This window comes from Dietzia sp. Alg238-R159 (assembly GCF_900537145.1).
Lineage (GTDB): Bacteria > Actinomycetota > Actinomycetes > Mycobacteriales > Mycobacteriaceae > Dietzia > Dietzia kunjamensis.
In genome coordinates this window covers 1-20,416 of sequence record NZ_UNRI01000011.1, presented here as the reverse complement: position 1 = coordinate 20,416, position 20,416 = coordinate 1, and the positions used below count along the sequence as shown (strand labels likewise).

Annotated in this window: 25 protein-coding genes; 18 read left to right on the top strand and 7 right to left on the bottom strand. The window is 64.1% G+C overall.

Translation table 11 applies throughout. The features are described 5' to 3' along the window. Window position 1: 1 nt before the first annotated feature. Window positions 2-1,159: an ATP-binding protein gene (locus G6R20_RS16785; protein WP_069389155.1), complete on the bottom strand. Its 1,158-nt coding sequence runs from the start codon at window positions 1,157-1,159 to the stop codon at window positions 2-4. Further along, complete coding sequence (locus G6R20_RS16780; RefSeq protein WP_069389154.1) at window positions 1,156-1,854, bottom strand: response regulator transcription factor; 699 nt, start codon at window positions 1,852-1,854, stop codon at window positions 1,156-1,158. The genes G6R20_RS16785 and G6R20_RS16780 overlap by 4 nt, the downstream gene beginning before the upstream one ends. 318 nt (window positions 1,855-2,172) lie before the next feature. On the opposite strand from G6R20_RS16780, the gene G6R20_RS16775 reads away from it, so the two are divergent. From G6R20_RS16775 to G6R20_RS16760, 4 genes are all read left to right on the top strand, one after another. Further along, entirely contained in the window at window positions 2,173-3,828 is a 1,656-nt protein-coding gene (locus G6R20_RS16775; protein WP_163377084.1) for a cytochrome c biogenesis protein ResB, read from the top strand. After that, complete coding sequence (gene ccsB / locus G6R20_RS16770) at window positions 3,825-4,832, top strand: c-type cytochrome biogenesis protein CcsB (protein WP_163377083.1); 1,008 nt, start codon at window positions 3,825-3,827, stop codon at window positions 4,830-4,832. Before G6R20_RS16775 ends, ccsB begins: the two co-directional genes overlap by 4 nt. A 415-nt stretch (window positions 4,833-5,247) precedes the next feature. Further along, window positions 5,248-5,820, top strand: a complete 573-nt coding sequence (locus G6R20_RS16765; protein WP_163377082.1) for a TlpA disulfide reductase family protein — start codon at window positions 5,248-5,250, stop codon at window positions 5,818-5,820. Then, the gene (locus G6R20_RS16760; RefSeq protein ID WP_163377081.1) at window positions 5,820-6,674 is read left to right on the top strand and encodes a cytochrome c biogenesis CcdA family protein; all 855 of its coding nucleotides are present in this window, start codon (window positions 5,820-5,822) and stop codon (window positions 6,672-6,674) included. The genes G6R20_RS16765 and G6R20_RS16760 overlap by 1 nt, the downstream gene beginning before the upstream one ends. Before the next feature lie 443 nt (window positions 6,675-7,117). On the opposite strand, the gene G6R20_RS16755 is transcribed toward G6R20_RS16760, so the two are convergent. Continuing rightward, the gene (locus G6R20_RS16755; protein WP_163377080.1) at window positions 7,118-7,732 is read right to left on the bottom strand and encodes a recombinase family protein; all 615 of its coding nucleotides are present in this window, start codon (window positions 7,730-7,732) and stop codon (window positions 7,118-7,120) included. Between the two features lie 197 nt (window positions 7,733-7,929). Here G6R20_RS16755 and G6R20_RS16750 point away from each other — a divergent pair, with 197 nt between their 5' ends. The 8 genes from G6R20_RS16750 (at window position 7,930) to G6R20_RS16715 (ending at window position 11,732) form a co-directional block, all read left to right on the top strand. Continuing rightward, entirely contained in the window at window positions 7,930-8,289 is a 360-nt protein-coding gene (locus G6R20_RS16750; RefSeq protein ID WP_163377079.1) for a metalloregulator ArsR/SmtB family transcription factor, read from the top strand. Next, on the top strand, window positions 8,286-8,882 hold the full coding sequence (locus G6R20_RS16745; RefSeq protein ID WP_061917937.1) for a cadmium resistance transporter: 597 nt from the start codon (window positions 8,286-8,288) through the stop codon (window positions 8,880-8,882). The genes G6R20_RS16750 and G6R20_RS16745 overlap by 4 nt, the downstream gene beginning before the upstream one ends. Before the next feature lie 289 nt (window positions 8,883-9,171). Further along, complete coding sequence (locus tag G6R20_RS16740) at window positions 9,172-9,657, top strand: hypothetical protein (protein WP_163377078.1); 486 nt, start codon at window positions 9,172-9,174, stop codon at window positions 9,655-9,657. Between the two features lie 182 nt (window positions 9,658-9,839). Further along, the gene (locus G6R20_RS16735; RefSeq protein WP_240341533.1) at window positions 9,840-10,322 is read left to right on the top strand and encodes a hypothetical protein; all 483 of its coding nucleotides are present in this window, start codon (window positions 9,840-9,842) and stop codon (window positions 10,320-10,322) included. Window positions 10,323-10,424: 102 nt separating this feature from the next. Beyond that, window positions 10,425-10,670 carry a type II toxin-antitoxin system prevent-host-death family antitoxin gene (locus G6R20_RS16730; protein ID WP_032375739.1) on the top strand — a complete coding sequence of 82 codons (246 nt, stop codon included), beginning with the start codon at window positions 10,425-10,427 and terminating at the stop codon, window positions 10,668-10,670. 21 nt (window positions 10,671-10,691) lie between these two features. Then, the gene (locus tag G6R20_RS16725) at window positions 10,692-10,949 is read left to right on the top strand and encodes a type II toxin-antitoxin system RelE/ParE family toxin (protein WP_163377076.1); all 258 of its coding nucleotides are present in this window, start codon (window positions 10,692-10,694) and stop codon (window positions 10,947-10,949) included. A 145-nt stretch (window positions 10,950-11,094) separates the two neighbouring features. After that, window positions 11,095-11,361 carry a hypothetical protein gene (locus tag G6R20_RS16720; RefSeq protein ID WP_069388921.1) on the top strand — a complete coding sequence of 89 codons (267 nt, stop codon included), beginning with the start codon at window positions 11,095-11,097 and terminating at the stop codon, window positions 11,359-11,361. Next, a complete protein-coding gene (locus G6R20_RS16715; protein ID WP_240341541.1) occupies window positions 11,343-11,732 on the top strand; it encodes a CueP family metal-binding protein in 390 nt (129 codons plus the stop codon). Before G6R20_RS16720 ends, G6R20_RS16715 begins: the two co-directional genes overlap by 19 nt. Window positions 11,733-11,828: 96 nt before the next feature. On the opposite strand, the gene G6R20_RS16710 is transcribed toward G6R20_RS16715, so the two are convergent. Continuing rightward, complete coding sequence (locus G6R20_RS16710; protein ID WP_069388920.1) at window positions 11,829-12,218, bottom strand: heavy metal-responsive transcriptional regulator; 390 nt, start codon at window positions 12,216-12,218, stop codon at window positions 11,829-11,831. A gap of 92 nt (window positions 12,219-12,310) precedes the next feature. Here G6R20_RS16710 and merA point away from each other — a divergent pair, with 92 nt between their 5' ends. The 6 genes from merA (at window position 12,311) to G6R20_RS16680 (ending at window position 18,245) form a co-directional block, all read left to right on the top strand. After that, window positions 12,311-13,705 carry a mercury(II) reductase gene (merA, locus tag G6R20_RS16705; RefSeq protein WP_163377075.1) on the top strand — a complete coding sequence of 465 codons (1,395 nt, stop codon included), beginning with the start codon at window positions 12,311-12,313 and terminating at the stop codon, window positions 13,703-13,705. A gap of 81 nt (window positions 13,706-13,786) precedes the next feature. Next, entirely contained in the window at window positions 13,787-14,350 is a 564-nt protein-coding gene (gene lspA, locus G6R20_RS16700) for a signal peptidase II (protein WP_240341532.1), read from the top strand. A 613-nt stretch (window positions 14,351-14,963) separates the two neighbouring features. Next, window positions 14,964-15,530, top strand: a complete 567-nt coding sequence (locus tag G6R20_RS16695) for a copper chaperone PCu(A)C (RefSeq protein ID WP_227022070.1) — start codon at window positions 14,964-14,966, stop codon at window positions 15,528-15,530. Window positions 15,531-15,536: 6 nt separating this feature from the next. Then, entirely contained in the window at window positions 15,537-16,793 is a 1,257-nt protein-coding gene (locus G6R20_RS16690; RefSeq protein WP_017838590.1) for a Dyp-type peroxidase, read from the top strand. Between the two features lie 176 nt (window positions 16,794-16,969). Continuing rightward, window positions 16,970-17,614, top strand: a complete 645-nt coding sequence (locus tag G6R20_RS16685; protein WP_017838589.1) for a thioredoxin domain-containing protein — start codon at window positions 16,970-16,972, stop codon at window positions 17,612-17,614. Beyond that, window positions 17,598-18,245, top strand: coding sequence for a vitamin K epoxide reductase family protein (locus tag G6R20_RS16680; RefSeq protein WP_017838588.1), 648 nt, complete (start codon window positions 17,598-17,600; stop codon window positions 18,243-18,245). The genes G6R20_RS16685 and G6R20_RS16680 overlap by 17 nt, the downstream gene beginning before the upstream one ends. A gap of 181 nt (window positions 18,246-18,426) precedes the next feature. Here G6R20_RS16680 and G6R20_RS16675 read toward each other — a convergent pair whose 3' ends face one another. The 3 genes from G6R20_RS16675 to G6R20_RS16665 all read right to left on the bottom strand — a co-directional run. Beyond that, on the bottom strand, window positions 18,427-19,221 hold the full coding sequence (locus G6R20_RS16675) for an SURF1 family protein (RefSeq protein WP_240341540.1): 795 nt from the start codon (window positions 19,219-19,221) through the stop codon (window positions 18,427-18,429). Next, window positions 19,218-19,385, bottom strand: coding sequence for a hypothetical protein (locus G6R20_RS16670; RefSeq protein ID WP_159981201.1), 168 nt, complete (start codon window positions 19,383-19,385; stop codon window positions 19,218-19,220). Before G6R20_RS16670 ends, G6R20_RS16675 begins: the two co-directional genes overlap by 4 nt. A 184-nt stretch (window positions 19,386-19,569) precedes the next feature. After that, window positions 19,570-20,416, bottom strand: an 847-nt coding sequence (locus G6R20_RS16665; protein WP_163377073.1) for an IS256 family transposase, incomplete at its 5' end; no start/stop codon positions are given.

The window sequence follows — 20,416 nt, the reverse complement described above, 5'->3', positions numbered from 1 at the left end:
GTCAGCCCTTGGAATGAGCCGGGGTCTGCGGTAAGGAGATCGTGAATCGGGCGCCGCGGCCGAGCCCGTCACTGTGAACGCGGATATGGCCTTCGTGGGCTTCGACGAGTGCACGGGTGATGGTGAGTCCGATGCCGCTTCCTCCGTGTGCCCGGTCGCGTGCGGTGTCGACGCGGTAGAAGCGGTCAAAAATGTGGTCGAGGTGCTGCGCTGCGATGCCTTCACCAGTGTCGGCGATAGTGATCTCCACGTTCCCGTTGTGTAGGCGACTGGTGACGGTGACCATCCCACCTGAATCGGTGTGGCGGAGCGCGTTGTGCAAAAGGTTGGTCAGGACCTGGTTGATTCGATCACTGTCGACAGTGATCGGTACTGCCTGATCAATACGCGCTTGGAGCATCACATTCTTGTGCGAGTACTCGGGGCGCAGGGCGTCGATCGCGGCCGCGATGATGCTGCGAGTGTCGGTACCGATGGGGATGAGACGCGTGAGGTGTTCTTCGGCTCGGGACACCGCGCTGACGTCGTGAGCGAGCCGGCCTAGCCGACCAGTCGCGGTTCGCAGAATGCGCAGCGTGTCGTCGTCGAGTGCACGGACACCGTCTTCGATCGCCTCAAGGTGGGATTCGAGCGTGGCCAGGGGAGTCCGCAACTCGTGTGCGAGATCTGAAAGCATCCGTCGGCGTGTGGTTTCGGTGGCATCTAGTCGTCGTGCCAGTTCGTTGAAGCTGACGACAAGATCGTCGAATTCACGACCTATTCTCGGCTCGTGCACTCGTGAGTCGTATTGTCCACCGGAGATCTGCTGGACTGATCGGGTGACCGGGGTGATCGATCGTTGAACGCGGCGGGCGATGTAGCCGCTGACAGCCAGCGACAAGATCACCGATACCGCCAGTGCGATCGACCAAGACAGCATCATTGACGAGTTGAATGCCTCCTCCATATGGGCTGCTTCGGAGGAGTTCTGTGACAGTCCGGCCAGCTCCAGATGCTCGTGGAAGATCCCGGGGGCAAGTATTGCGGCGACGACCCAGGCACTGACTGCGAAACCGATCATCACAAAAGCGAGCGCCGCCAGTAGCCGGGTACCGAAGGTGGCAGTGGTGAACCACCGCTTGAGGCGCGTCACGTTGTCACCCAGGTCGATCCGGCTCACTGACCATCTCCGGTGCGGTAGCCGACACCGCGGACGGTGCGGATGTACGCGCCCCGGGACGCAGTGTCTCCGAGCTTGCGTCTCAGGTGCCCGATGTGGACATCAACCAGGTGCGTGTCGCCGACCCAGTCAGGCCCCCAGATGGCACTGATCAACTGCGTCCGGGACAGCACCAAGCCGGGGTCTCGCGTCAGTGCCGCCAAGAGGTCGAACTCGGTCCTGGTCAACTGAACCGGGGTGGTGTCGACGGTGACCTCGCGGCCTTCGACGTCGATCGCCAGTGCCCCAATCCTTCGCAGCTCTCTGTGTTCGGAGGCCGCGGACGGGGAGCGTAAGGCTGTAGACGATCGAGGACGGCGCAGCATGACCTGGATGCGGGCCATGAGCTCTCGTGGGCTGAACGGTTTGGTCATGTAGTCGTCGGCTCCCACGGACAGTCCGATGAGGGTGTCGACCTCCTCGGTGCGGGCGGTGAGCATGACGACATACGCATCGGAAAAGGTGCGCAACTGGCGGCACACTTCGACGCCGTCCAGTCGCGGAAGGCCGAGGTCTAGCACGACGACGTCGGGATCAATCTGCCGGATCAGGTCGACTGCATCCTGCCCGTCGTGAACGATCGTGATGTCGAAGCCCTCGCGGGTCAGATAGGTACCGATGAGATCGGCGAGCTCACGCTCATCTTCGATGACCATCGCCCGCAGCCCTGTGGTCGCGCGCGTGGTCGGTGACTCACCTTCAGGTCCGGCGTCTCGAGAATCGGATGTGAACATAAGGCCTCAATCATCGTCGTAGGTCTGCCACTGGCGCCTATCGCATGCTTGATCTTGATCAGACCTTCATCAAACCCCCACCGAATCAATGGGGTCGGCGAAGGACAATCTCCAGATGTGACTATGCGTGCTACAGCGGTGCTGATGATGCTATGAAGCCGGTGACGCCCCACCGAAGCTGCCCCTCGTTCCGGTTCGTCGCACCGGGAACGGCAGAGGGGACTCATATCAGTGCCTAGGATGGCTCCGGTCACCGCGTTCCTGCGCAACTCATGGCGCACTCTCACCGCGATGCGCACGGCATTGATTCTGCTATTTCTGCTGGCAGTGGCGGCGATACCGGGGGCACTCCTGCCGCAGCGCAGCCTCAACCAAGGAAACGTCAATCAGTACATCGCGGACAACGGCTGGCTGGGGGAGTTCTTCGACAAGCTCCAGCTGTTCGACGTGTTCTCCAGCTGGTGGTTCACAGCCGTGTACGTGTTGCTGTTTATATCGCTGGTGGGCTGCCTGACACCGCGGTCGATTGATCTGGTCAAACAACTCAAGGCCCCGCCGCCGCTTGCCCCGCGTAACCTTGCACGCCTGCCGCATCATGCGGCGTACCGGACCACGGCCACGCCGGAGCAGGCCGCGGACCAGGTCCAAAAGAGCCTCAAGGGCTGGCGGGTCCGTCGCAACAACGGGGACGGTCGCGTGTCGGGCAGCATCGAGTTGTCCGCGGAGCGCGGGTATGCGCGCGAGGTGGGCAACATCGTATTCCACTTCGGCTTGCTGTTCCTGCTGATCGCGTTCGCGGCCGGCAAGTTCGTGTACGCGGAGGGCATGCGGGTGATCATCGCCAACGAGGAATCGCCGGCCTTCTGCAACACCACGCCTAGTGCGTACGACTCGTTCCGGGCAGGTCTGCTGGTAGACGGCACTGACTTGGCGCCGTTCTGTATCAAGGTCGAAGACTTCCGTACCGACTATCTACCCAATGGCCAGGCGGAGATGTTCACCTCCAACATTCGCTTCAGCGAGGAGGTCACCACCACCGATCCAGACACATGGGAGCCCTACACATTGCAGGTCAACCACCCGCTGCGCATCGGCGGCACCCGTGTCTACCTCCAAGGTCACGGCTTCGCGCCCACGTTCACGGTCACGTTCCCCAACGGCGAGACCCGTACAGACACAGTGCAGTGGCAACCGACGGACCTGTTGACTTTTCTCTCCTCCGGCATCATGCGCTTTGATCCGCCAGCCGGCATGTACCCGGACATCGACGACCGCCTTGAGCAGCAGATCGCCATCCAGGGCCTGTTCGCGCCGACCGCGCAGTTCGACGGCACCATCCTGAGCTCGCGATTCCCGCGGATGGACGACCCGGCGGTGGCGATCGACGTCTACCGCGGCGACGCCGGCCTCGACACCGGCCGCCCGCAGTCGATCTTCTCGCTCGAATCCGATCTCATCGAATCCGGGGTGCTCAACCGCGAGGCCCGCGTCAACCTATTCCCCGGCGAGAGCACCACCTTGGCCGACGGCACGACTATCCGTTTCGACGGCGCTGAGGAGTTCATCAACATCCAGATCTCGGAGGATCCCACGCAGATCTGGGTGGGCGTGTCCGCCGCCGTCATGGTGGCCGGACTAGTGCTCAGCCTGATGGTGCGGCGCCGACGCATCTGGGCGCGCGTGAGTATCGACGACGACAACGTCACCCGCGTCGACCTGGGAGGCCTGGCCAAGACCGATCGATCGGGCTGGGGCTCGGAGTTCGACAAACTGCGCGACGGGCTCGGCAACGAGACCATGGTCGCGTCCGTCTTACCCGGACCCGTCGATGCGGGCGGCACTTACTCCAGTCGCGGCTCGGCCGACGACGCATCCAGAAAGGACGTTATCCGGTGATCACTGCAACCCTGGCTCAGGGGGCGATGGGACTGTCTGTCGACGAAGCTCTCTCGAACTACAGCGACCTGGCCTATCGGACGGGCTTTGGTTTGTACGCTCTGGCGCTGCTGGCGGCGGTGATCTACTACGCGGGCTTTCGGGTGGCCAAGACGGCCCCGCGGCAACTCGCCGGCGCCGGCGGTCCCGGACTGGTCGAGTCGACATCGATCACCGATACCGGAGACGAGGAGGCCTTCTCGGCACGGGGCACTGGGTGGGCGCGAGTCACGCTGATCTTTGTCGGGCTGGCGTTCGTCTTCCACGTCGCTTCGCTGGTGCTGCGAGCAGTCGCGATTGGGCGATTTCCGTGGGGCAACATGTACGAGTTCATCTCGGTGACGTGTGCGCTGGGAATTGCCGCGGCGCTGTTCTTCCTGCGCAAGCCGGCATTCCGGGTGGCGTGGCCGTTCGTGCTGGTGCCGGTACTCCTCCTGCTGTTCTTTGGTGGCACGTACCTGTATTCGGTGGCCGCTCCGGTGGTGCCAGCGTTGCAGTCGTTCTGGTTCCCTATTCACGTCTCTATTATTTCGCTGGGCTCGGCGATCTTCTTGGTGTCGGGTGTCGCCTCGGTTCTCCACCTGATCCGGGTCTGGCAGCCGCAGGGCAAAGAGAAGGGCATTAGCGCCGGACTGGCCCGCCCGCTGCCCCACGCTGACACCCTCGACCGACTCGCATATCGGACGGCTGTTATCGCGTTCCCGATCTTTAGCGTGGGCGTCATCCTGGGCGCGGTTTGGGCCGAGAGCACATGGGGTCGCTTCTGGGGCTGGGATCCCAAGGAGACCGCCTCGTTCGTGTCCTGGGTCCTCTACGCCGTGTACTTGCATGCGCGAGCCACGTCGGGCTGGGGTCCCAAGCGTGCCTCGTGGATCAACATCGCGGGGTTTTTGGTCCTGCTTTTCAACCTCTTCTTCATCAACATTGTGATCTCAGGCCTGCACTCGTACGCGGGCCTGAACTGACGTGCGCTGTCCGTCCCCAGACTCAACTGCGTCCTCACTCCACACGCGAGAACTCGCAGCAGGCGCTCACGTTGCCATGCGGAGTTCGGTAGCGAGTTCCTGAGCGGTGCGCGCGTTTAGCATCAGTTCGGGAGCTCGGGCCCCTTGTTGTTATGGGAATGACCCGCCTTGTACCCGGCGGTCACCGGATTCGTCCGCCAGGGGGGACAGTGACCATCACATCGATCTGGGCGGCGTTGAGCACCCCGGCCTGCCCGAGTTCGGTGAGCATCGATCGGGTCAGTATGGTCAGCCGAGGTGGGGGTCTTCGAAGCGGAGAGATGTTGGCATGGCGAGAGTTTCCATAAGGCGTAGAGCAGTGCGAGGTCGTCGAAACCGCACTGCTCGCAGATCCATCGGCACAGTAGCGGCAGTCATGGTCGGCATGCTGGCGCTGGCAGGCTGCGCGACCGGGACTGATGCCGTCGCTACCGGTGGGACGTTCAGCTTCGTAAGCCCAGGCGGAAAGCTGCAGATTTTTTATGACCCTCCCGAGGATCGTGAAAAAATCGCTCCGATGTCTGGGCCCAATGTGCTCGACCCCGAGGTCACCGTGGCGGTCGCCGACTACCCGGGCGAGGTGGTGCTGATCAATCTGTGGGGTCAATGGTGTGGGCCATGCCGGGCGGAGATCGACGATCTACAGCGACTGCAGGAAAAATACGAATCCCGAGGGTTCACCAATATCGGCGTCAATCTGCGTGACCCGAATCGGGACAAACCTGTTGACTTCATCAAGGACAACGGCGTCACATACCCCTCGATCTGGGACCCGTCCCAGGCCGCTGTGGCGGCACTGGATGGTTTTCCCACGTCGGTGGTACCGGCGACACTGATCCTCGATAAACAGCATCGGGTCGCTGCGGTGTTCCTAGCAGAGATCACCGACTACCAGTTGGAACCGCTCATTGAAAGGCTCCTCGCGGAGCCGGCCGGGAGCGAAGCTTGATGACCACGGTGTTACTCGCACAATCCATAGGCGAGACCTTTCAGCAAACAGCGGCCTCCGGCCCACTTCTGCTCGCGCTAGGTGCCTGTCTTCTTGCGGGGCTTGTGTCGTTCGCCTCGCCCTGCGTGGTTCCGCTCGTGCCCGGCTACTTGGCGTATCTCGCCAGCGTGGTCGGCGCAGAGCGCCCGGCGGCCACAGTGCAGGCGGCAGAACAACGTCGCGCCGAATCGGGCACGCTCACTCTCGAGCAAAGGCGGCAACAAGTTTCATCGCGGCGGCGAGTTGTCCTTGCCGCGATACTGTTCGTCGCAGGCTTCACGGTGGTGTTCGTGTTGCTCTCGGCGATGGTGCTGGGCGCTGTGCAGTATCTCGCCCCCCAACAGGAACTATTGCAGCGGCTCGGCGGGGTGGTCACGATCCTGATGGGGCTGGTGTTCATCGGGGTCGTGCCCGTGCTTCAGCGGGACACCCGCATGCAGCCGAAAGCACTGTCCACCTGGGCGGGTGCACCGTTGCTCGGCGCAGTGTTCGCCTTGGGGTGGACCCCGTGCCTCGGCCCTACACTGGCGGCAGCGTTGTCGGTAGCTGCTGGGACCGGAATCGATGCGGCACGCGGAGTGCTCCTTATTGTGGCGTACTGCCTGGGCCTGGGACTGCCTTTCATTGTGGTGGCGTTCGGGTCGACGAGGGCCATTCGTACGGTGGGGTGGCTGCAACGGCACACCCGGAAGATTCAGATCGTTGGCGGCGTCATGCTCATCATCGTGGGCTTGCTACTGCTCAGTGGCATCTGGACTCAGTTCGTGTACTGGCTCCGCGACTTCGCAGTCTCGGACACCACGCTGCCGATCTGAACCAGAGGCGTGCGTGTAGTGGCCCGGGAAATCCGGCGACGAGGGTGACGCAGGTTCCTCTAGTGACGTCACCTCGAAGTACGACGCCGAGAGTTGGGCGTTCCACGCGTAGAGCGCCGCAGGGTCAGGGTGATGCCGGTAAGTGGAGATCCTGGGCGCGGAGAACCATCGCGCGAGGTCCTTAGGGTCCTGCATCGATGTTTCACTCTCAGTCGGCGGGGGCGGCACGCTTGTTTACGAACCTGGTTGCTGCTATCTTCGTGGTGAAAGCCCCGGGTAGGTCAATGCCGCGAAATATCGGTACACACCCCCGGGGTTACTGCTATTTGGCAGCCTAAAGCACGCTGGGGGGTGAGGTTCCAAGCTGGCCTCGCGGGCATCACGCCTATCGTCAGTTCTCCTGATGCAGCACGGGCTGCATGAGCTCGATCGTCCACCCTCGTTCAAGATGTAGTGCTGGCTGTCGAAGCGAGCGCGTCGTGGGCGCGGGCAGTGTGTTGATGGCGGTAGAGCGTGGCGCGAGACCATCCGACTAGCCGAGCGGCTTCTTCGGCGGTGCGGCCCTTCACGCGGGCATCCTGGGCAATGGCTAGTTTTTCCGCGATCACTGTCGGATCGACTGGGGGGCGACCAAACCTCGTGCCGTTCTGCTTCGCGGCGGCGATGCCAGCGTTGACTCTCTCGGTAATCAGCTCCCGCTCGTACTCGGCCAGCGTGGCAAGCATGCCCAGCATCAATCGGCCCGAGGTTGTCTCCGGATCGATTCCGTCTGACAGTGACTGGATCTTCACCTCTCGATCACGCAGAAAATTCACAGTGTTGAGGACGTCGATCAGTGATCGGCCGAGCCGATCAATGCGCCACACCACGACGGTGTCACCGGACTCGACGTAGTCCAACAGCCGCTTCATCCCCGGCCGTTCAATCGCGGTCCGGCTCCCCGACGTCACATCCGCAAACACGTCCCGCTTCTGCACACCGGAATCCACGAGTGCGTCCAACTGCAACTGCGCGTCCTGACTCGCGGTACTCACACGGGTGTACCCCAAGAGCCTCATGACCTGATTATGACTCACAAACCCCTACCGAGCACTACTCTGCGACACTTTGCAGTGAGACGACTTCACGAGACGAAAAAGGTGCCCATCGGCCCATGAACGCTCTCGTGTTTTCAGGGCCCACCTGATGTCTCATTAACCTTTAGGTTTTTAATGCGTTGTCCCAACAGTTCAGCAGACGCTGTATAGTTCAGCAAGTGCTGACTATTGTTTCCCGTATGGATGTGATGAACCGGTTAGGGCGGGCGATGGCCGACCCGACGCGGTCCCGGATACTGCTGACCTTGCTACAGCAGCCGACCTACCCGGCGGAGCTGGCCCGGGACTTGGAGCTGACACGGTCGAACGTGTCGAACCATCTGGCATGCCTGCGCGACTGCGGRATCGTTGTCGCCGTGCCCGAAGGTCGCCAGACCCGGTACGAGATCGCAGAYCCGCACTTGGCGCGGTCGCTGTCCTCCTTGGTSGAGGTCACCCTCGCGGTCAACGAAAACGCCCCMTGCTTGGAGCCCGRCTGCTCAGTGCCGGGTTGTCRCGCCACGGAGGTGCAGGCGTGATCCTGTCYTCGGCCCTGCAGGCGATCGGCCTGTTCATTGCCACCAATATCGACGACATYATCGTYCTGTCGCTGTTCTTCGCCCGCGGCGCCGGCCAACGCGGCACCACCGCACGCATCCTGGTCGGCCAGTACCTCGGCTTCATCGGCATCCTCGGCGCCGCAGTGCTCGTCTCCCTGGGCGCGGGAGCCTTCCTGCCCCCGCAGGCCATCCCTTACTTCGGGCTGATCCCACTCGGCTTGGGACTGTGGGCCGCGTGGCAGGCCTGGCGCGGGGAYGATGATGACGACGACGCAAAGATCGAGGGCAAGAACGTCGCCGTGTGGACCGTGGCCGGCGTAACCTTCGCCAACGGCGGCGACAACATCGGCGTCTACGTCCCCGTCTTTCTCAACGTGGGCCCGGGAGCCGTAGTCGCCTACTGCATCGTGTTCCTAGTGCTGGTGGCAGGACTGGTGGGCCTGGCCAAGTTCGTCGCCACCCGCCGACCGATCGCCGAAGTCCTAGAGCGCTGGGAACACATCCTGTTCCCGACAGTCCTGATCGGCCTGGGCGCGTTCATCCTGATCAGCGGCGGAGCATTCGGACTCTGACAGAACCGACGCAAACCCCACCGCACACCCGAGAGCCGCCCGACTCGCCTTAATCCCTCCGGGCAGAACGCCCGATTTAGTACGCCGCCGCCAAGAAGTAGCCACAGAAGACCGCCACAGAGCGATCAAGTCCACAGCAGAAACGACTTGCCCTAAAGCGTCCCGCACGGGTGTACCCCAGAGGGACGAGTACTTTCGCCGACGAAGGTGAGTCGGCTGTCGGAGGTGGACGTTAGATTCGTTTGAGGCGGTCCAGCATGGCGCGGTCCCCCTTAGTCGGAGGTGGCAGATGGAACCCGTGACGTTGATCGCTGCGGCGATTGCAGTAGGCGCAACTGAGGGGGCGCGTGAAGTCACGAAGAGGGCGATTGGCGACGCCTACTCGGCGCTAAAGAGCCGGATCATGAGCAAATACCGTTCGGTTGGCGCTGAGGTCGAAGGATTGGAGCAGGAACCTGAGGAGGAACTTCGCCGCCAGCTGCTGGCAAAGAAACTCACTCAAGTCGGTGCCGACAGCGACGAGGAACTGCTCGCGCTTGCGGAGTCGCTCCTGACGGCCGTTGAGGAGGAGGCTCCCGATCTACCCGGCACCGTCGGCGTGGCGATTCGGCGAGCATCGGTCAGTGGAGACATCGAGGTAGTCGATGTGGCGGTCGACGGCGGAAGTGGTGTCATCACCGAAGACGTGGCGGCCGGAGGGGATCTCCGAGTCCAGGGAGTCGCGGCCCGCAGCCCTCAGGGGCCGCCCCACCCTCCTCAGGCGCGGAGGCGGTAGGCGGCCCGTCTGCTTCCGCGCACACTTTCACCTCGACCCAGAAGAACGTCATCGTCGGCCGAGACAACAACACTTACTACTCGGCCGGCGCCACGGAGACCGGTAATAGCGGTGGTCGAATCCGAGCGGTCACCGTGTCAGTAAAACCCGTGCCGATCGGGCGAGGCCTGTGGACGGTTGCCGTGAACAATGCGAGTTCAGGCCCGATTACCGATCTCGTAGTCGATGTCTACGGAGTCGACAGTCAGGGCAACCGTCTGGAGGGCGCTTGCCGCCCAGCGAAGGAAACGATCTCGCTGGAGCAGATCTTCAGAGACGGAATGTCACAAGCTCTCGGAGGCACGCTCGACGCTATCGGCTCCCGCGCCCAGTCCATGTATGGACAAGGTGCCATGGGCATTCCATCGAACCTCGGCGCATATGCGGGTCAATTCAGTAGCCATCTGAGCTCTGCTCCAGGATTCTCGGCGCTGATGCAGGGCGCTCAGCAGCAAATGGTCGATAGGTATCCACAAGTGATCCCACGAGACGGAACCGCGGAGGTAATGCACAGCGCCCCCGAAGCCAGTGAAGTGCGGGCGGATCTCCAGTTCGCCGACGAAGCAGGCGACGTCTGGCGGCGGAGACACGGTCAGCAGCCCGAGCCGGTGATGGAGGGAGAGTAAGGCCTGGCGATAATCTGCCCGCACCGGACGCCGGCGGCCGCACCGCCCGCAGCACCCGGGGACCACTCGACCGCGAATTGTACAAGATGTACTCTTGGTGTCATGGTCACCACGACGCTCAGCAACTTCCGCGCCCATCAGAGTGAGGTACTCGACGCCGCACAGCGGGCGCCGGTGGAAATCCTCAGCCGGGGAAGCCGTCGACGCGCCGTGGTCGTCTCGCCGGAGTTCTTCGACCGTGCACTGCAGGCCCTGGAGGATCAGGCCGACGTTCGCGGCGCGGCCGACGCCCGCCGCGAGGACGGCAGCATCTCCCACGAGGACCTCATGGCGGAACTGGGCCTGTAGACCTGCGCCTACCACCCGCTGATGCCCTATTCGATCACCTATAAGCCCTCGGCTGCCAAAGCCCTCCGCAAAGTTCACCCCACTGAGCAAAAGCGAATCGTCCGCGCCATTGAAGCCCTGGCTGTGACACCACGACCGCCCGGCGCGGTACAGCTCGCCGGAGGCGACGGCGAGCTCCGGATCCGCGTCGGCGACTACCGCATCATCTACGACGTCGAAGACGACGCCCTCGTCGTGCTCGTGCTGCGCATCGGCCACCGCGGTGACGTCTACAAGTGACCTCATCCCCTGCCGAACCGATGCCGACTACGTGGGGGCGTACTACGCCGCCGGCGCCGATAATTGTCGTTATGTAAAGTGGAACTTGTCGCAAGCGTTAACTATCCCTTGACGATACCTGTGGCGCACCTGGACACTCGGAGCTATGGAGACTCCTCACCTGGTCGAGCTCATCGACGCCCACAAGCGCGCCTACGGCGTCAGTGAGGCCGAGCTGGCCCGCCGAATCGGGATCACCCGCCAGAATCTGCACCTGTGGCGCACCCACGGCCTGCGCGGCCTGCCGGCCCGAACGACCCTCAACGGCATGGCTGCTGAACTGCGCCTTCCATATGTCCGGATTCTCGAGGCGGCCTTGCGCGATGTCGGCTACCTCGACGCCACCGACGGATTATCAGGCTTACTGGCATGACCGCCCCTGACCCCCTCGGCCCGGCGGCCACGATCGCGGCTCTGAGTTCCACCACCCACCCGCTCGGAGACCTGACCACGCTACCCGCGGCATCCGGGCTATATGCCTGGTGGGCGGCCCCAGAGATACTGCCGCACCTGCCCGGCCCCGCCCATCCGCACCAGGTGCAGGTCACCGTCACCGATACCGCCACCGGAGACACCCTCATCGACGAACCACGCACCACCTATGACAACGGCTTCCTCGGATTCTGGCTACCGCGAGACATCACTGCCACGCTCACCATTGATTGCGACGACAAATCGGCCACTGTTCCGATCGCCACCGGGGACCTGGACCTCACCTGCCTGACCACCATGAGACTCACCTGACAACCCCCACTGCCCGCATCAACACCCCCTGCCGGGTCGTGGCCACCGGCCGGCAGGGAAGCCAGGTGCGTCCCGAATGGGCCACAGCTCCGCCAGTCAGAGGTAGCGGCAGATCGTTTCGGCTTGGCAGGTCGCAGGGTCCACTGTGCGGCTGGCGGTCTGGAGCTGGGTGACTGTCTGACGCAGCTGCAAGAGGTCGGCTATCTGCTGGTCGATCTCGTCCAGTCGAGTCACCAGGAGCGTGTCGACGTGAGCGCAAGGTGCCTGTCCGTCATCGCGAATCCGGAGGATCTCACCGATGCGGGCAAGCGATAGTCCCGCGCTCTGGCCTCGCCGGATGAAATCGATCCGGGAGATCGCGTGCTCGGGATAGTCACGGTAGCCGTTGAGGGTTCGTTGTGGGGGCGGGAGCAGGCCCACGGATTCGTAGTAGCGAAGGGTTTTCGGAGTGGTGCCCGCCGTGGCAGCCAGTTCGCCGATCCTCATTGAAATTACCGTTCCTTCGAAACCGCCTGGTTTGACCTTCCAGTGCGCTGGAAGGTCCATCCTAATGAGCGAAGAAAGAGAGGGGCCATCTGATGGAACCGGGTTTCGAATTCGATTTGGCGGTAGTGGGCTCCGGCGGGGCAGCCATGGCGGCCGCTATCACCGCGCGGCAGGCCGGCAGGACGGTGCTGATGATCGAGCGCGGCACCATCGGCGGCACCTGCGTAAACATCGGGTGCGTCCCGTCCAAGGCGCTGCTGGCCGCTGCCGGCACCCGCCAGGCCGCACTGACCAATCCCTTCCCAGGGGTCCCCACCCTCGCCCGGGACGTTGATCTGGGAGCGCTGGTCATGCAGAAGGACCAGCTGGTCACTCGACTGCGAGAGACCAAATACGCCGACGTCGCGAACGCCCATGGCTTCGAAATCCGTCGTGGGGAGGCTTCCTTCCTCGATCCCGACACTCTGGTGATGGATGGGGATCCGGTGGCGGCCGGTTCGGTGGTACTGGCCACCGGAGCAGAACCGGCACTACCGAAGGAGGTAACCGGGCTGGACGAGGTGGGGTATCTGACCTCGACCGCCGCCATGGAATTAACTGAACTTCCCGACTCCATGATCGTCATCGGCGGTGGCTACGTCGGTATCGAACAGGCCCAACTCTTCGCCCATCTGGGCACCCGGGTGACCATCATCGGCAGGATCACCCCTGCTGCCGAGCCGGAAATGGTCGCCATCCTTCGCCAGGCCCTGGCCCAGGACGGGATCACGGTGGTCGAGGAGCACGCCACCTCTGTCGACCGGCAGAACGCACAGGTCAGAGTCCGCACCGCTTCGGGCCGCAACCTCTGCGCAGAGCGTCTACTGGTGGCCACCGGGCGTCTCCCTTCCACAGACCGCCTCAACCTGCCAGCCGCAGGCATCACCGCCGACCCGGACGGATTCATCCTTGTCGACGAGCATCAACGCACGACCAACCGGCGGGTCTTCGCCGCCGGTGACGTCACCTCGGCACCCCAGTTCGTCTACGTCGCTGCTGCCACTGGGAAGGCCGCCGCCGTCAACGCTCTTCGGACCGATCCGCAGGGCTCAGCCGAGGTCGTCGACTACACCGGACTGCCGACGGTGATCTTCTCCCGCCCCCAACTGGCCACCGCCGGGCTCACCGAAGCCGCAGCCCGGGCCGCCGGGCACCGATGCCAATCCCGGGTGATGAGCTTCGAGGACCTGCCGCGCGCCTTGATCGACCAGGACACCCGCGGGGCGATCAAGATGGTCGCCGAAGTAGAAACCGGGAGGATCCTCGGACTCAGCGCCATCGGAGACCGCGCCGGAGAAATCATGCTCGCGGCCACCTACGCCATCACAGCCGGGATGACTACCCGCCAGATCGCCGACACCTGGGCTCCCTATTTGACCACTTCCGAAGCCCTGCGCCTGGTCGCAGGCACCTTCCACACCGAACTACCCACCTCCTGCTGCGCCTGAACACCGCCTCCACGTGGGGGCTTGGTCGGTCGCGTTCGAGGTTTCCTGCCGTCTCGGTTTCGAGTCGAGGAGGATGATGCCATGTCGAAGGACGTCAATCCCGTTACTGAACCACCCCGACAAAGCGAACAAGGTGCCCTGGCGCGAACTGTTCTGGTCGTCTCCGTCATGCTGCTGGCCGCGGCGGACCTCGGAGCTAAGGCTTGGGCGGGCGGAGCACTGGCCGACGGCCACACGGTGAATCTGGGACCAATGCAGCTGCGCCTGGGTTTCAACTCCGGGGTGGCGTTCAGCCTCGGCGCTGGCCTTCCCGCCGGCGTCGTTCTCGGCATCACTGGACTCATCATCGGTGCGCTGGCGCTCTTCACCTGGCGGGCCACCGGCACAGCAACGCGCACAGTACGACTGGCGTTGGCCCTGGTCTTGGGCGGAGCTGTGGCCAACTTCATCGATCGCGCCCCCGACGGGGTGGTGACTGACTACCTGCACACCGGATGGTTCCCTACTTTCAACCTCGCCGATGTCTTCATCACCGGTGGCGCTGTGGTGCTGATCGTGGCCACCCTTACCGGCCGCGACAGGATCGAGGTGTGGGAGACGCCAGAAGTTGCGGCCCGGCAAGTCAGGGGACCTCATGACAACTGAGGTGGCCGCGGCAGCATCGGCCTTGTGGTTCGGTCTCGTGGCCGCGTTCGGGGTGCGCTCCTAGCGCCTCCATCAGAGCACCGCTTTCGCCGACCTGCGCGACCTGCGCGGCCTGCGCGGCCTGCGCGGCGCGCCCGGATCAGTCGAGTGGTTGAGGTGGGAGCTGGTGACGTCAGGTCTTGCGTGCCGACCGCGAGACGAGTCCGAGTTACACCGAGATTCTGCGACAGATGCTCACAGTGGCTGACCCACGCTCAGGGCGGCAGCGCTATCCCCGCTGCATTTCCGCCGATCCCGAGCCCGCTTGGTCGGCAGCCAGTCGATGCAGTTGCGCTCGCCTCTAGTTCGGCCGTACCTGACTGCTCAGGTGCCGACGTGGCCGCACCCGGCCGGTGCGGTGGCCGGCTCTGTCGTTTCTACAACCCACCCACGGCCGGTGGGTTGGACCAAAGCGCGGCATTATAGAGTCCTGGCTAGCCGTTGCAGCCCGAAACGCGCCGTAAATAATCCACGCCGGTGCGACGCTCCGTTTGGACAACAGGGGCGGTCGCGGTTCAGGTGCGTGGAGTTACATGGATGTGAGTGAGCTATGCGTAGGACTCCCTTCGTCGCGGTGATCGCCGCGGTCGCCCTGGGCCTGGCCGGGTGCACCTCGGAGAACACCGAGACCGGGACGGAGACGACCGCAGCCTCGACCGTCGGCGCGGCGCCCCTTGTGGTGGAGGATGCGTGGGTCAAGGCCACTGATGTCAATGGGGGCACTGAACACGGCGAGGCCGCCACTGGTGACCCCGGTTCTGCTGACCCGAATGCGCACGGCGACGGTGGCGCGATGGCACCGGTGTTTGGGATCGTGCGGAATCAATCCGATGAGGATGTCCGCTTGGTCGAGGTGGCCTCCGTGGTCTCCGGTGAGGCCGAGTTGCATGAGACCGTCTCGGGGGCGGCGGGTGGCTCGATGATGCAGGAGCGAGAGGGCGGCTTTGTCATCCCGGCAGGTGGAGAGCTTGTGTTCGAGCCTGGCGGGAACCACATCATGCTGATGGGCGTGCACGAATCGATCCGCACGGGTCAGGATGTCGCCGTGACCCTCACATTGGAGAACGGCGATACGAGCGAGATCGTCGCCTCCGCGCGGTCGTTCGAGGGGGGCAATGAGCAGTACCAGGGCGGAGAGTGACCGGCAATGGGTGACAGTAACGGCCGCTCGGCGTTGAATCGCAGATCCTTCCTGGTCGGCGGTGCGGCTCTCACCGGTGGTGCCGCTGTCGCCGGAGGAGCTGCGGGGTGGGGAGTTGGTGGGCGCACCGCGACCGCGCGGACCCCTGATCGCGACGCGATAGCCAACTCCCGGGCCGTCGGCGCGGCCACCGAGCCTTTCCATGGTGACCGTCAGTCCGGCATCACCACGGCGCCGCAGGCGCATGCGGCGTATATGGCATTCGATCTGCGAGACGGTGTTCGCCGCACCGACCTCATCGGCGTACTGCGAGCTTGGACGCAGGACGCGGCCCGGCTCACGCAGGGGCGCGGCGGTCTGGCCGACCTGCAGCACGAGTTGGCTGAAGGACCGTCCCGGTTAACGGTGACCATCGGCTTCGGCCCGGAGCTGCTCGGCAAGATCGGTCTTGGAGACCGCACCCCGGAGTGGTTGCAGCCGCTACCGGACTTCCCGCAGATCGACCGGCTCGAGGACCGGTGGTCCGGCGGCGATCTGCTGCTGCAGGTCTGTGCCGACGATCCGCTCACCGTCGCCCACTCGGCCCGGATTCTGTCCTCGGGTGTTCGCGACGCGGTTCTTCAGCGGTGGGCGCAGCGAGGGTTCCGTCGTGCCGTGGGCACCGACCCGTCCGGGCAGACACAACGCAACCTCTTCGGGCAGATTGACGGCACCGCCAATCCCGCGCCGGCCGATGCCGACTACGACCAGTTGTTGTACTCCGATGGCGCCGACCGGCGATGGATGCGGGGCGGTACCTCCCTGGTGCTGCGTCGTATCCGGATGACGATGGACACCTGGGAGGAGATCGAACGGAGCTCCCGTGAGCTCACGATCGGACGGAAACTCGACTCGGGCGCGCCATTGACCGGTGCCACTGAACACGATCCCGCTGACTTCGAGGCGATTGACCAGACCGGGTTGACCGTCATCCCCACCGAGTCACACATGGCCCGGGCTCGGCCGCGGGTCCGGGCCGAGACGATTCTGCGACGACCGTACAACTATGACGATGTCCCGGATTCCGGCCAGATCAGCAATTCTGGTCTGTTGTTCGCGTCCTACCAGGCCGACCCGGTACGTCAGTTCGTGCCGATCCAGCAGCGACTGGCAGAGCAGGACATGCTCAACACCTGGACGGTCCCGATCGGCTCCGCCGTTTTCGCGATCCCACCGGGGTGCCACGAGGGCGGCTACGTCGGCGAGAGCGCATTGGAGGGATAGCCGCACGCAACCACCGGGAGTTACGGTCGCCGTCCCGCTCGATTCGGGTCTGGGCCGCCTTCGTCTCGTGGGTCGATCGCGCTCCGGTTGCCCGCCTCACCGCCGAAGCAACGGCTGCCCGATTATCATCCAGTGATCACGTCGGGGCACGCATGAGTTAGAAAGCGGACAATCTGTTGAGTAAGAATCTGAAGCTCTCGCTAGCGCTGATCACGGCTGCGCTGGTCGTCCTGGTGGTGGCCTTACTGGCTGCCGGGAACGATTCCGGCTCCGAGCAGGCACGTCCTGATGACAGTCCGGGCACCGGAGTGTTGGTGCGTGAGGACAGTCCCCGACTGTCTGAGGGCGGTGACGCCGTCTTCGTTGAGTTCCTCGATTTCGAATGCGAAGCCTGCATCGCGCTCTATCCGACAATTGAGGACCTCCGCGAGCAGTACGGAGACCGGGTGACGTTCGTGGTGCGCCACATGCCCCTGCACGACAACTCTATGGCGGCGGCCCTGGCCGCCGAGGCCGCCGCCGAGCAAGGCCGGTTCGAGGCCATGTACCGCAAGTTGTTTGACACTCCCGAGCAGTGGGGCCACCAACAAACCCCGCAAATGGACACATTTTTCGGCTATGCCGAGGAACTGGGGTTAGATATGGAGCGCTTCGAGAGCGCATACAACGACCCGGCCACCCTCGAGCGCATCGAGCAGAGCAAGCAGGACGGTCAGAGCCTCGGGGTCAGTGGCACGCCGACCTTCTTCCTGGACGGGGAGCGCCTCGAGCCGACCAGCGTCACCGATCTCGAGAACAGCATCAATGCTGCCCTCGAATAGCTCAGCCACCCCGGTCGCACACTCCACCAACGCCGGCCCGGATCAGTACCCCCACCGCAGGCTCGCGGTGGTGCTGATCGTTGGTGGGCTCATCGGCCTGGTCGCGGCGGTAGTGCTGCTGGTGGAGAAGATCGCGCTGATCGAGAACCCGGGCTACGTCCCGTCCTGCAGCATCAACCCTGTCCTGTCCTGCGGGTCGGTGATGACCACCGCGCAGGCCGAGGCCTTTGGCATCCCCAATCCGATCATCGGCATCGCCGGATTCGCCGCCACCACGGCCCTGGGTGCTGCGCTCCTGGCGGGGGGAGCATTTCAGCGCTGGCTGTGGGCCAGCATCCAAGTAGGCGTCACCTTCGCGGTGGTGTTCATCCACTGGCTCATCTACCAAAGCTTGTACAGCATCGGTGCCCTGTGCCCGTACTGCATGATCGTCTGGGCGGTGACCATACCGATCTTCTGGTACTGCACCCTGTGCAATCTTCAGCCACTACGCCGCAGCGATTCGGCGGGTCTTGCGCGCCTCATCGCCGTAGTTACCGAATACCGGGGCGCGATACTTACCGCCTGGTACCTACTTGTCCTGCTGCTCATCACGCACCGTTTCTGGGACTACTGGACCACCCTCGTCTAGAAACGCTCGCCGAACAGCAGATCGCGTTCCGCGAGTCAGTCCTCGGCTCACTCGGGGGCGGCACACCGCAGTCTGCGCAGGCGCTCCCAGATCAAAGCAGCGCACGCCGGATGGCTCTCGGACCCGGTCCCCCGCCCGCTGTCCAACTCCTCGTACAGCTATCGACTGCTGTCGCAGACGATCAGGCGCGGTTGCCTCCACGCGAGCTGCGTCGATACTCGGATGCGAACCGGTCACCGTAGCGATCACGCATGGCCGCCGCTACGAGCCGGTCTGAGTCCGCGGCCTCGTCCGATGGACCATCGTCTCCAACCGTGGCCGCGGGAGGGCCCGACGGGGCCTGCGACGCTGTGGTGTCCTGCCCGGGACCTGCTGCCCGGTTCCCGCCCTTGCGTGGCCGCGCCGCGGCGGCATCGTTGTCCTCGTCGTCCAGACGACGGCGCTGACGTATCTCGCTCCACACGAAGTAGCCCAGGCCGATGGGAGCGAGGACCCCGAAGGCCATCCACTGCAGGCCGTACGACAAGTACGGACCTGACTCGGTGGACGGCAGTGGCATCGGTTCCAAAGACCCGGGCTGCCCACCGGCGAGCTGGAGATAATAGGGCGACAGGTCGGTGCCGAGGAGGTCCCCGATGACGGGGGGGTCGATGTTGCGCACCATGTTCCAATCGTGCAGAACGATGGGTTGGGCGGGAGCATCCATCGGGATCCTGAGGCGGGCGATGATGGTCAGCTGGCCCGTCGGCGCGGACGGGAAGTCTGGGACCGCGTTGTCGTCGCCGACGCGGACCCATCCGCGGTTGACGAGCAGGGAGTCACCACTGTCGGTGCGGAATGCACGAAGTGCCTGGTACACGAGTTCACCGTCGACGGACTGCATCCGCAACAGGACATCCTCCATGGGCAGGTAACTTCCGCGCGCAGTAACCAGATGCCATTCGGAATCACCGAGAGATCCCTCCCGCCGGATCACTTCGTCCAACGGAACCGGCCCTGCCACGCTGCTCTCAACGAGCTGGCATTGCGTGCCTTGAGATCCTCGTACTTGTTCAACTGCCAGGGGGCAAGCATCGTGAAGCACAGGTAGGCGAAGAGGCTGATGAACAGAAGGGTGATCAACCATCCCGGCTTGAGCATGCGAGAGAACCGTTTCACCTGCCAAACAGTAATCGTGCCGGCTGTCCGATCACCCTGCGCATCACCACGGCGACGGGAGCCGGCTGCACGGGCCTGTCGGAAAACTGGGCTGACCGGGGGGCGCGCACCTCATTGGTCAAGCCCCTGGTAGTGGTGTAACTCGTTTTTGATCCTTCGTTGGTGGTCAGGCGGGTAGTTGCATCAGTTCATCGGTGCTCACCTCCGTCGCCTGGCTGGTGTCGGTGTTGGTGGTCAGGGTGAGCCGGCAGCGGCTGAGCACTTCTAGGCCGAGGTATCGGCGGCCTTCGGCCCATTCGTCGGTCTGCTCGGCCAGGACGGCGCCGATGAGGCGGACGATGGCATCCCGGTTGGGGAAGATGCCCACGACGTCGGTGCGGCGGCGGATCTCGCGGTTGAGCCGCTCGGTGGGGTTGTTGGACCAGATCTGTCGCCACACGTCGTCGGGAAATGCGGTGAAGGCGAGCAGGTCTTCGCGGGCGTCGCCGAGGTGGTCGGCGACCTCGGGCAGCCGGTGCTCGGCGTACTCCAGCAGCCGGTCGAATTGCGCGTTGACCGCCTCCGCGGTGGGCTGGTCGTAGACGCTGTGCAGCATCGCCTTCACGGCCGGCCACATGGACTTGGGGCACACGGCCATGAGGTTCGCCGAGTAGTGGGTGCGGCAGCGTTGCCACGCGGCGCCGGGCAGGTTCGCCGCGATCGCCTCGATGAGCCCGGCGTGGGCATCGGAGGTCACCAGCCGCACCCCGCCCAGGCCGCGGGCAACCAGGTCGGCGAAGAAGGTGTTCCACGAGGCCGTGGTCTCACTGGTGGCGACCTGTATGCCCAGCACCTCGCGGTGGCCGTCGCCGTTGACGCCGGTGGCCAGCAGCACGGAAGCCTTGACGACCTGCTTGTTCTCGCGGACCTTGATCGTCAACGCRTCGGCGGTGACGAAGGTGAACGGCCCGGCCTCGTCCAGGCGGCGGTGCCGGAACGCCGCGACCTGCTCGTCCAGGTCCTGGGCCATGCGT

Bases quoted from the DNA above. Each gene is read 5' to 3' on its own strand.
- G6R20_RS16780 (WP_069389154.1), bottom strand. From the start codon at position 1,854: ATGGTCATCGAAGATGAGCGTGAGCTCGCCGATCTCATCGGTACCTAT.
- G6R20_RS16775 (WP_163377084.1), top strand. From the start codon at position 2,173: ATGGCTCCGGTCACCGCGTTCCTGCGCAACTCATGGCGCACTCTCACC.
- G6R20_RS16765 (WP_163377082.1), top strand. From the start codon at position 5,248: ATGGTCGGCATGCTGGCGCTGGCAGGCTGCGCGACCGGGACTGATGCC.
- G6R20_RS16760 (WP_163377081.1), top strand. From the start codon at position 5,820: ATGACCACGGTGTTACTCGCACAATCCATAGGCGAGACCTTTCAGCAA.
- G6R20_RS16755 (WP_163377080.1), bottom strand. From the start codon at position 7,732: ATGAGGCTCTTGGGGTACACCCGTGTGAGTACCGCGAGTCAGGACGCG.
- G6R20_RS16740 (WP_163377078.1), top strand. From the start codon at position 9,172: ATGGAACCCGTGACGTTGATCGCTGCGGCGATTGCAGTAGGCGCAACT.
- G6R20_RS16730 (WP_032375739.1), top strand. From the start codon at position 10,425: ATGGTCACCACGACGCTCAGCAACTTCCGCGCCCATCAGAGTGAGGTA.
- G6R20_RS16725 (WP_163377076.1), top strand. From the start codon at position 10,692: ATGCCCTATTCGATCACCTATAAGCCCTCGGCTGCCAAAGCCCTCCGC.
- G6R20_RS16720 (WP_069388921.1), top strand. From the start codon at position 11,095: ATGGAGACTCCTCACCTGGTCGAGCTCATCGACGCCCACAAGCGCGCC.
- G6R20_RS16710 (WP_069388920.1), bottom strand. From the start codon at position 12,218: ATGAGGATCGGCGAACTGGCTGCCACGGCGGGCACCACTCCGAAAACC.
- merA (WP_163377075.1), top strand. From the start codon at position 12,311: ATGGAACCGGGTTTCGAATTCGATTTGGCGGTAGTGGGCTCCGGCGGG.
- lspA (WP_240341532.1), top strand. From the start codon at position 13,787: ATGTCGAAGGACGTCAATCCCGTTACTGAACCACCCCGACAAAGCGAA.
- G6R20_RS16690 (WP_017838590.1), top strand. From the start codon at position 15,537: ATGGGTGACAGTAACGGCCGCTCGGCGTTGAATCGCAGATCCTTCCTG.
- G6R20_RS16680 (WP_017838588.1), top strand. From the start codon at position 17,598: ATGCTGCCCTCGAATAGCTCAGCCACCCCGGTCGCACACTCCACCAAC.
- G6R20_RS16670 (WP_159981201.1), bottom strand. From the start codon at position 19,385: ATGCTCAAGCCGGGATGGTTGATCACCCTTCTGTTCATCAGCCTCTTC.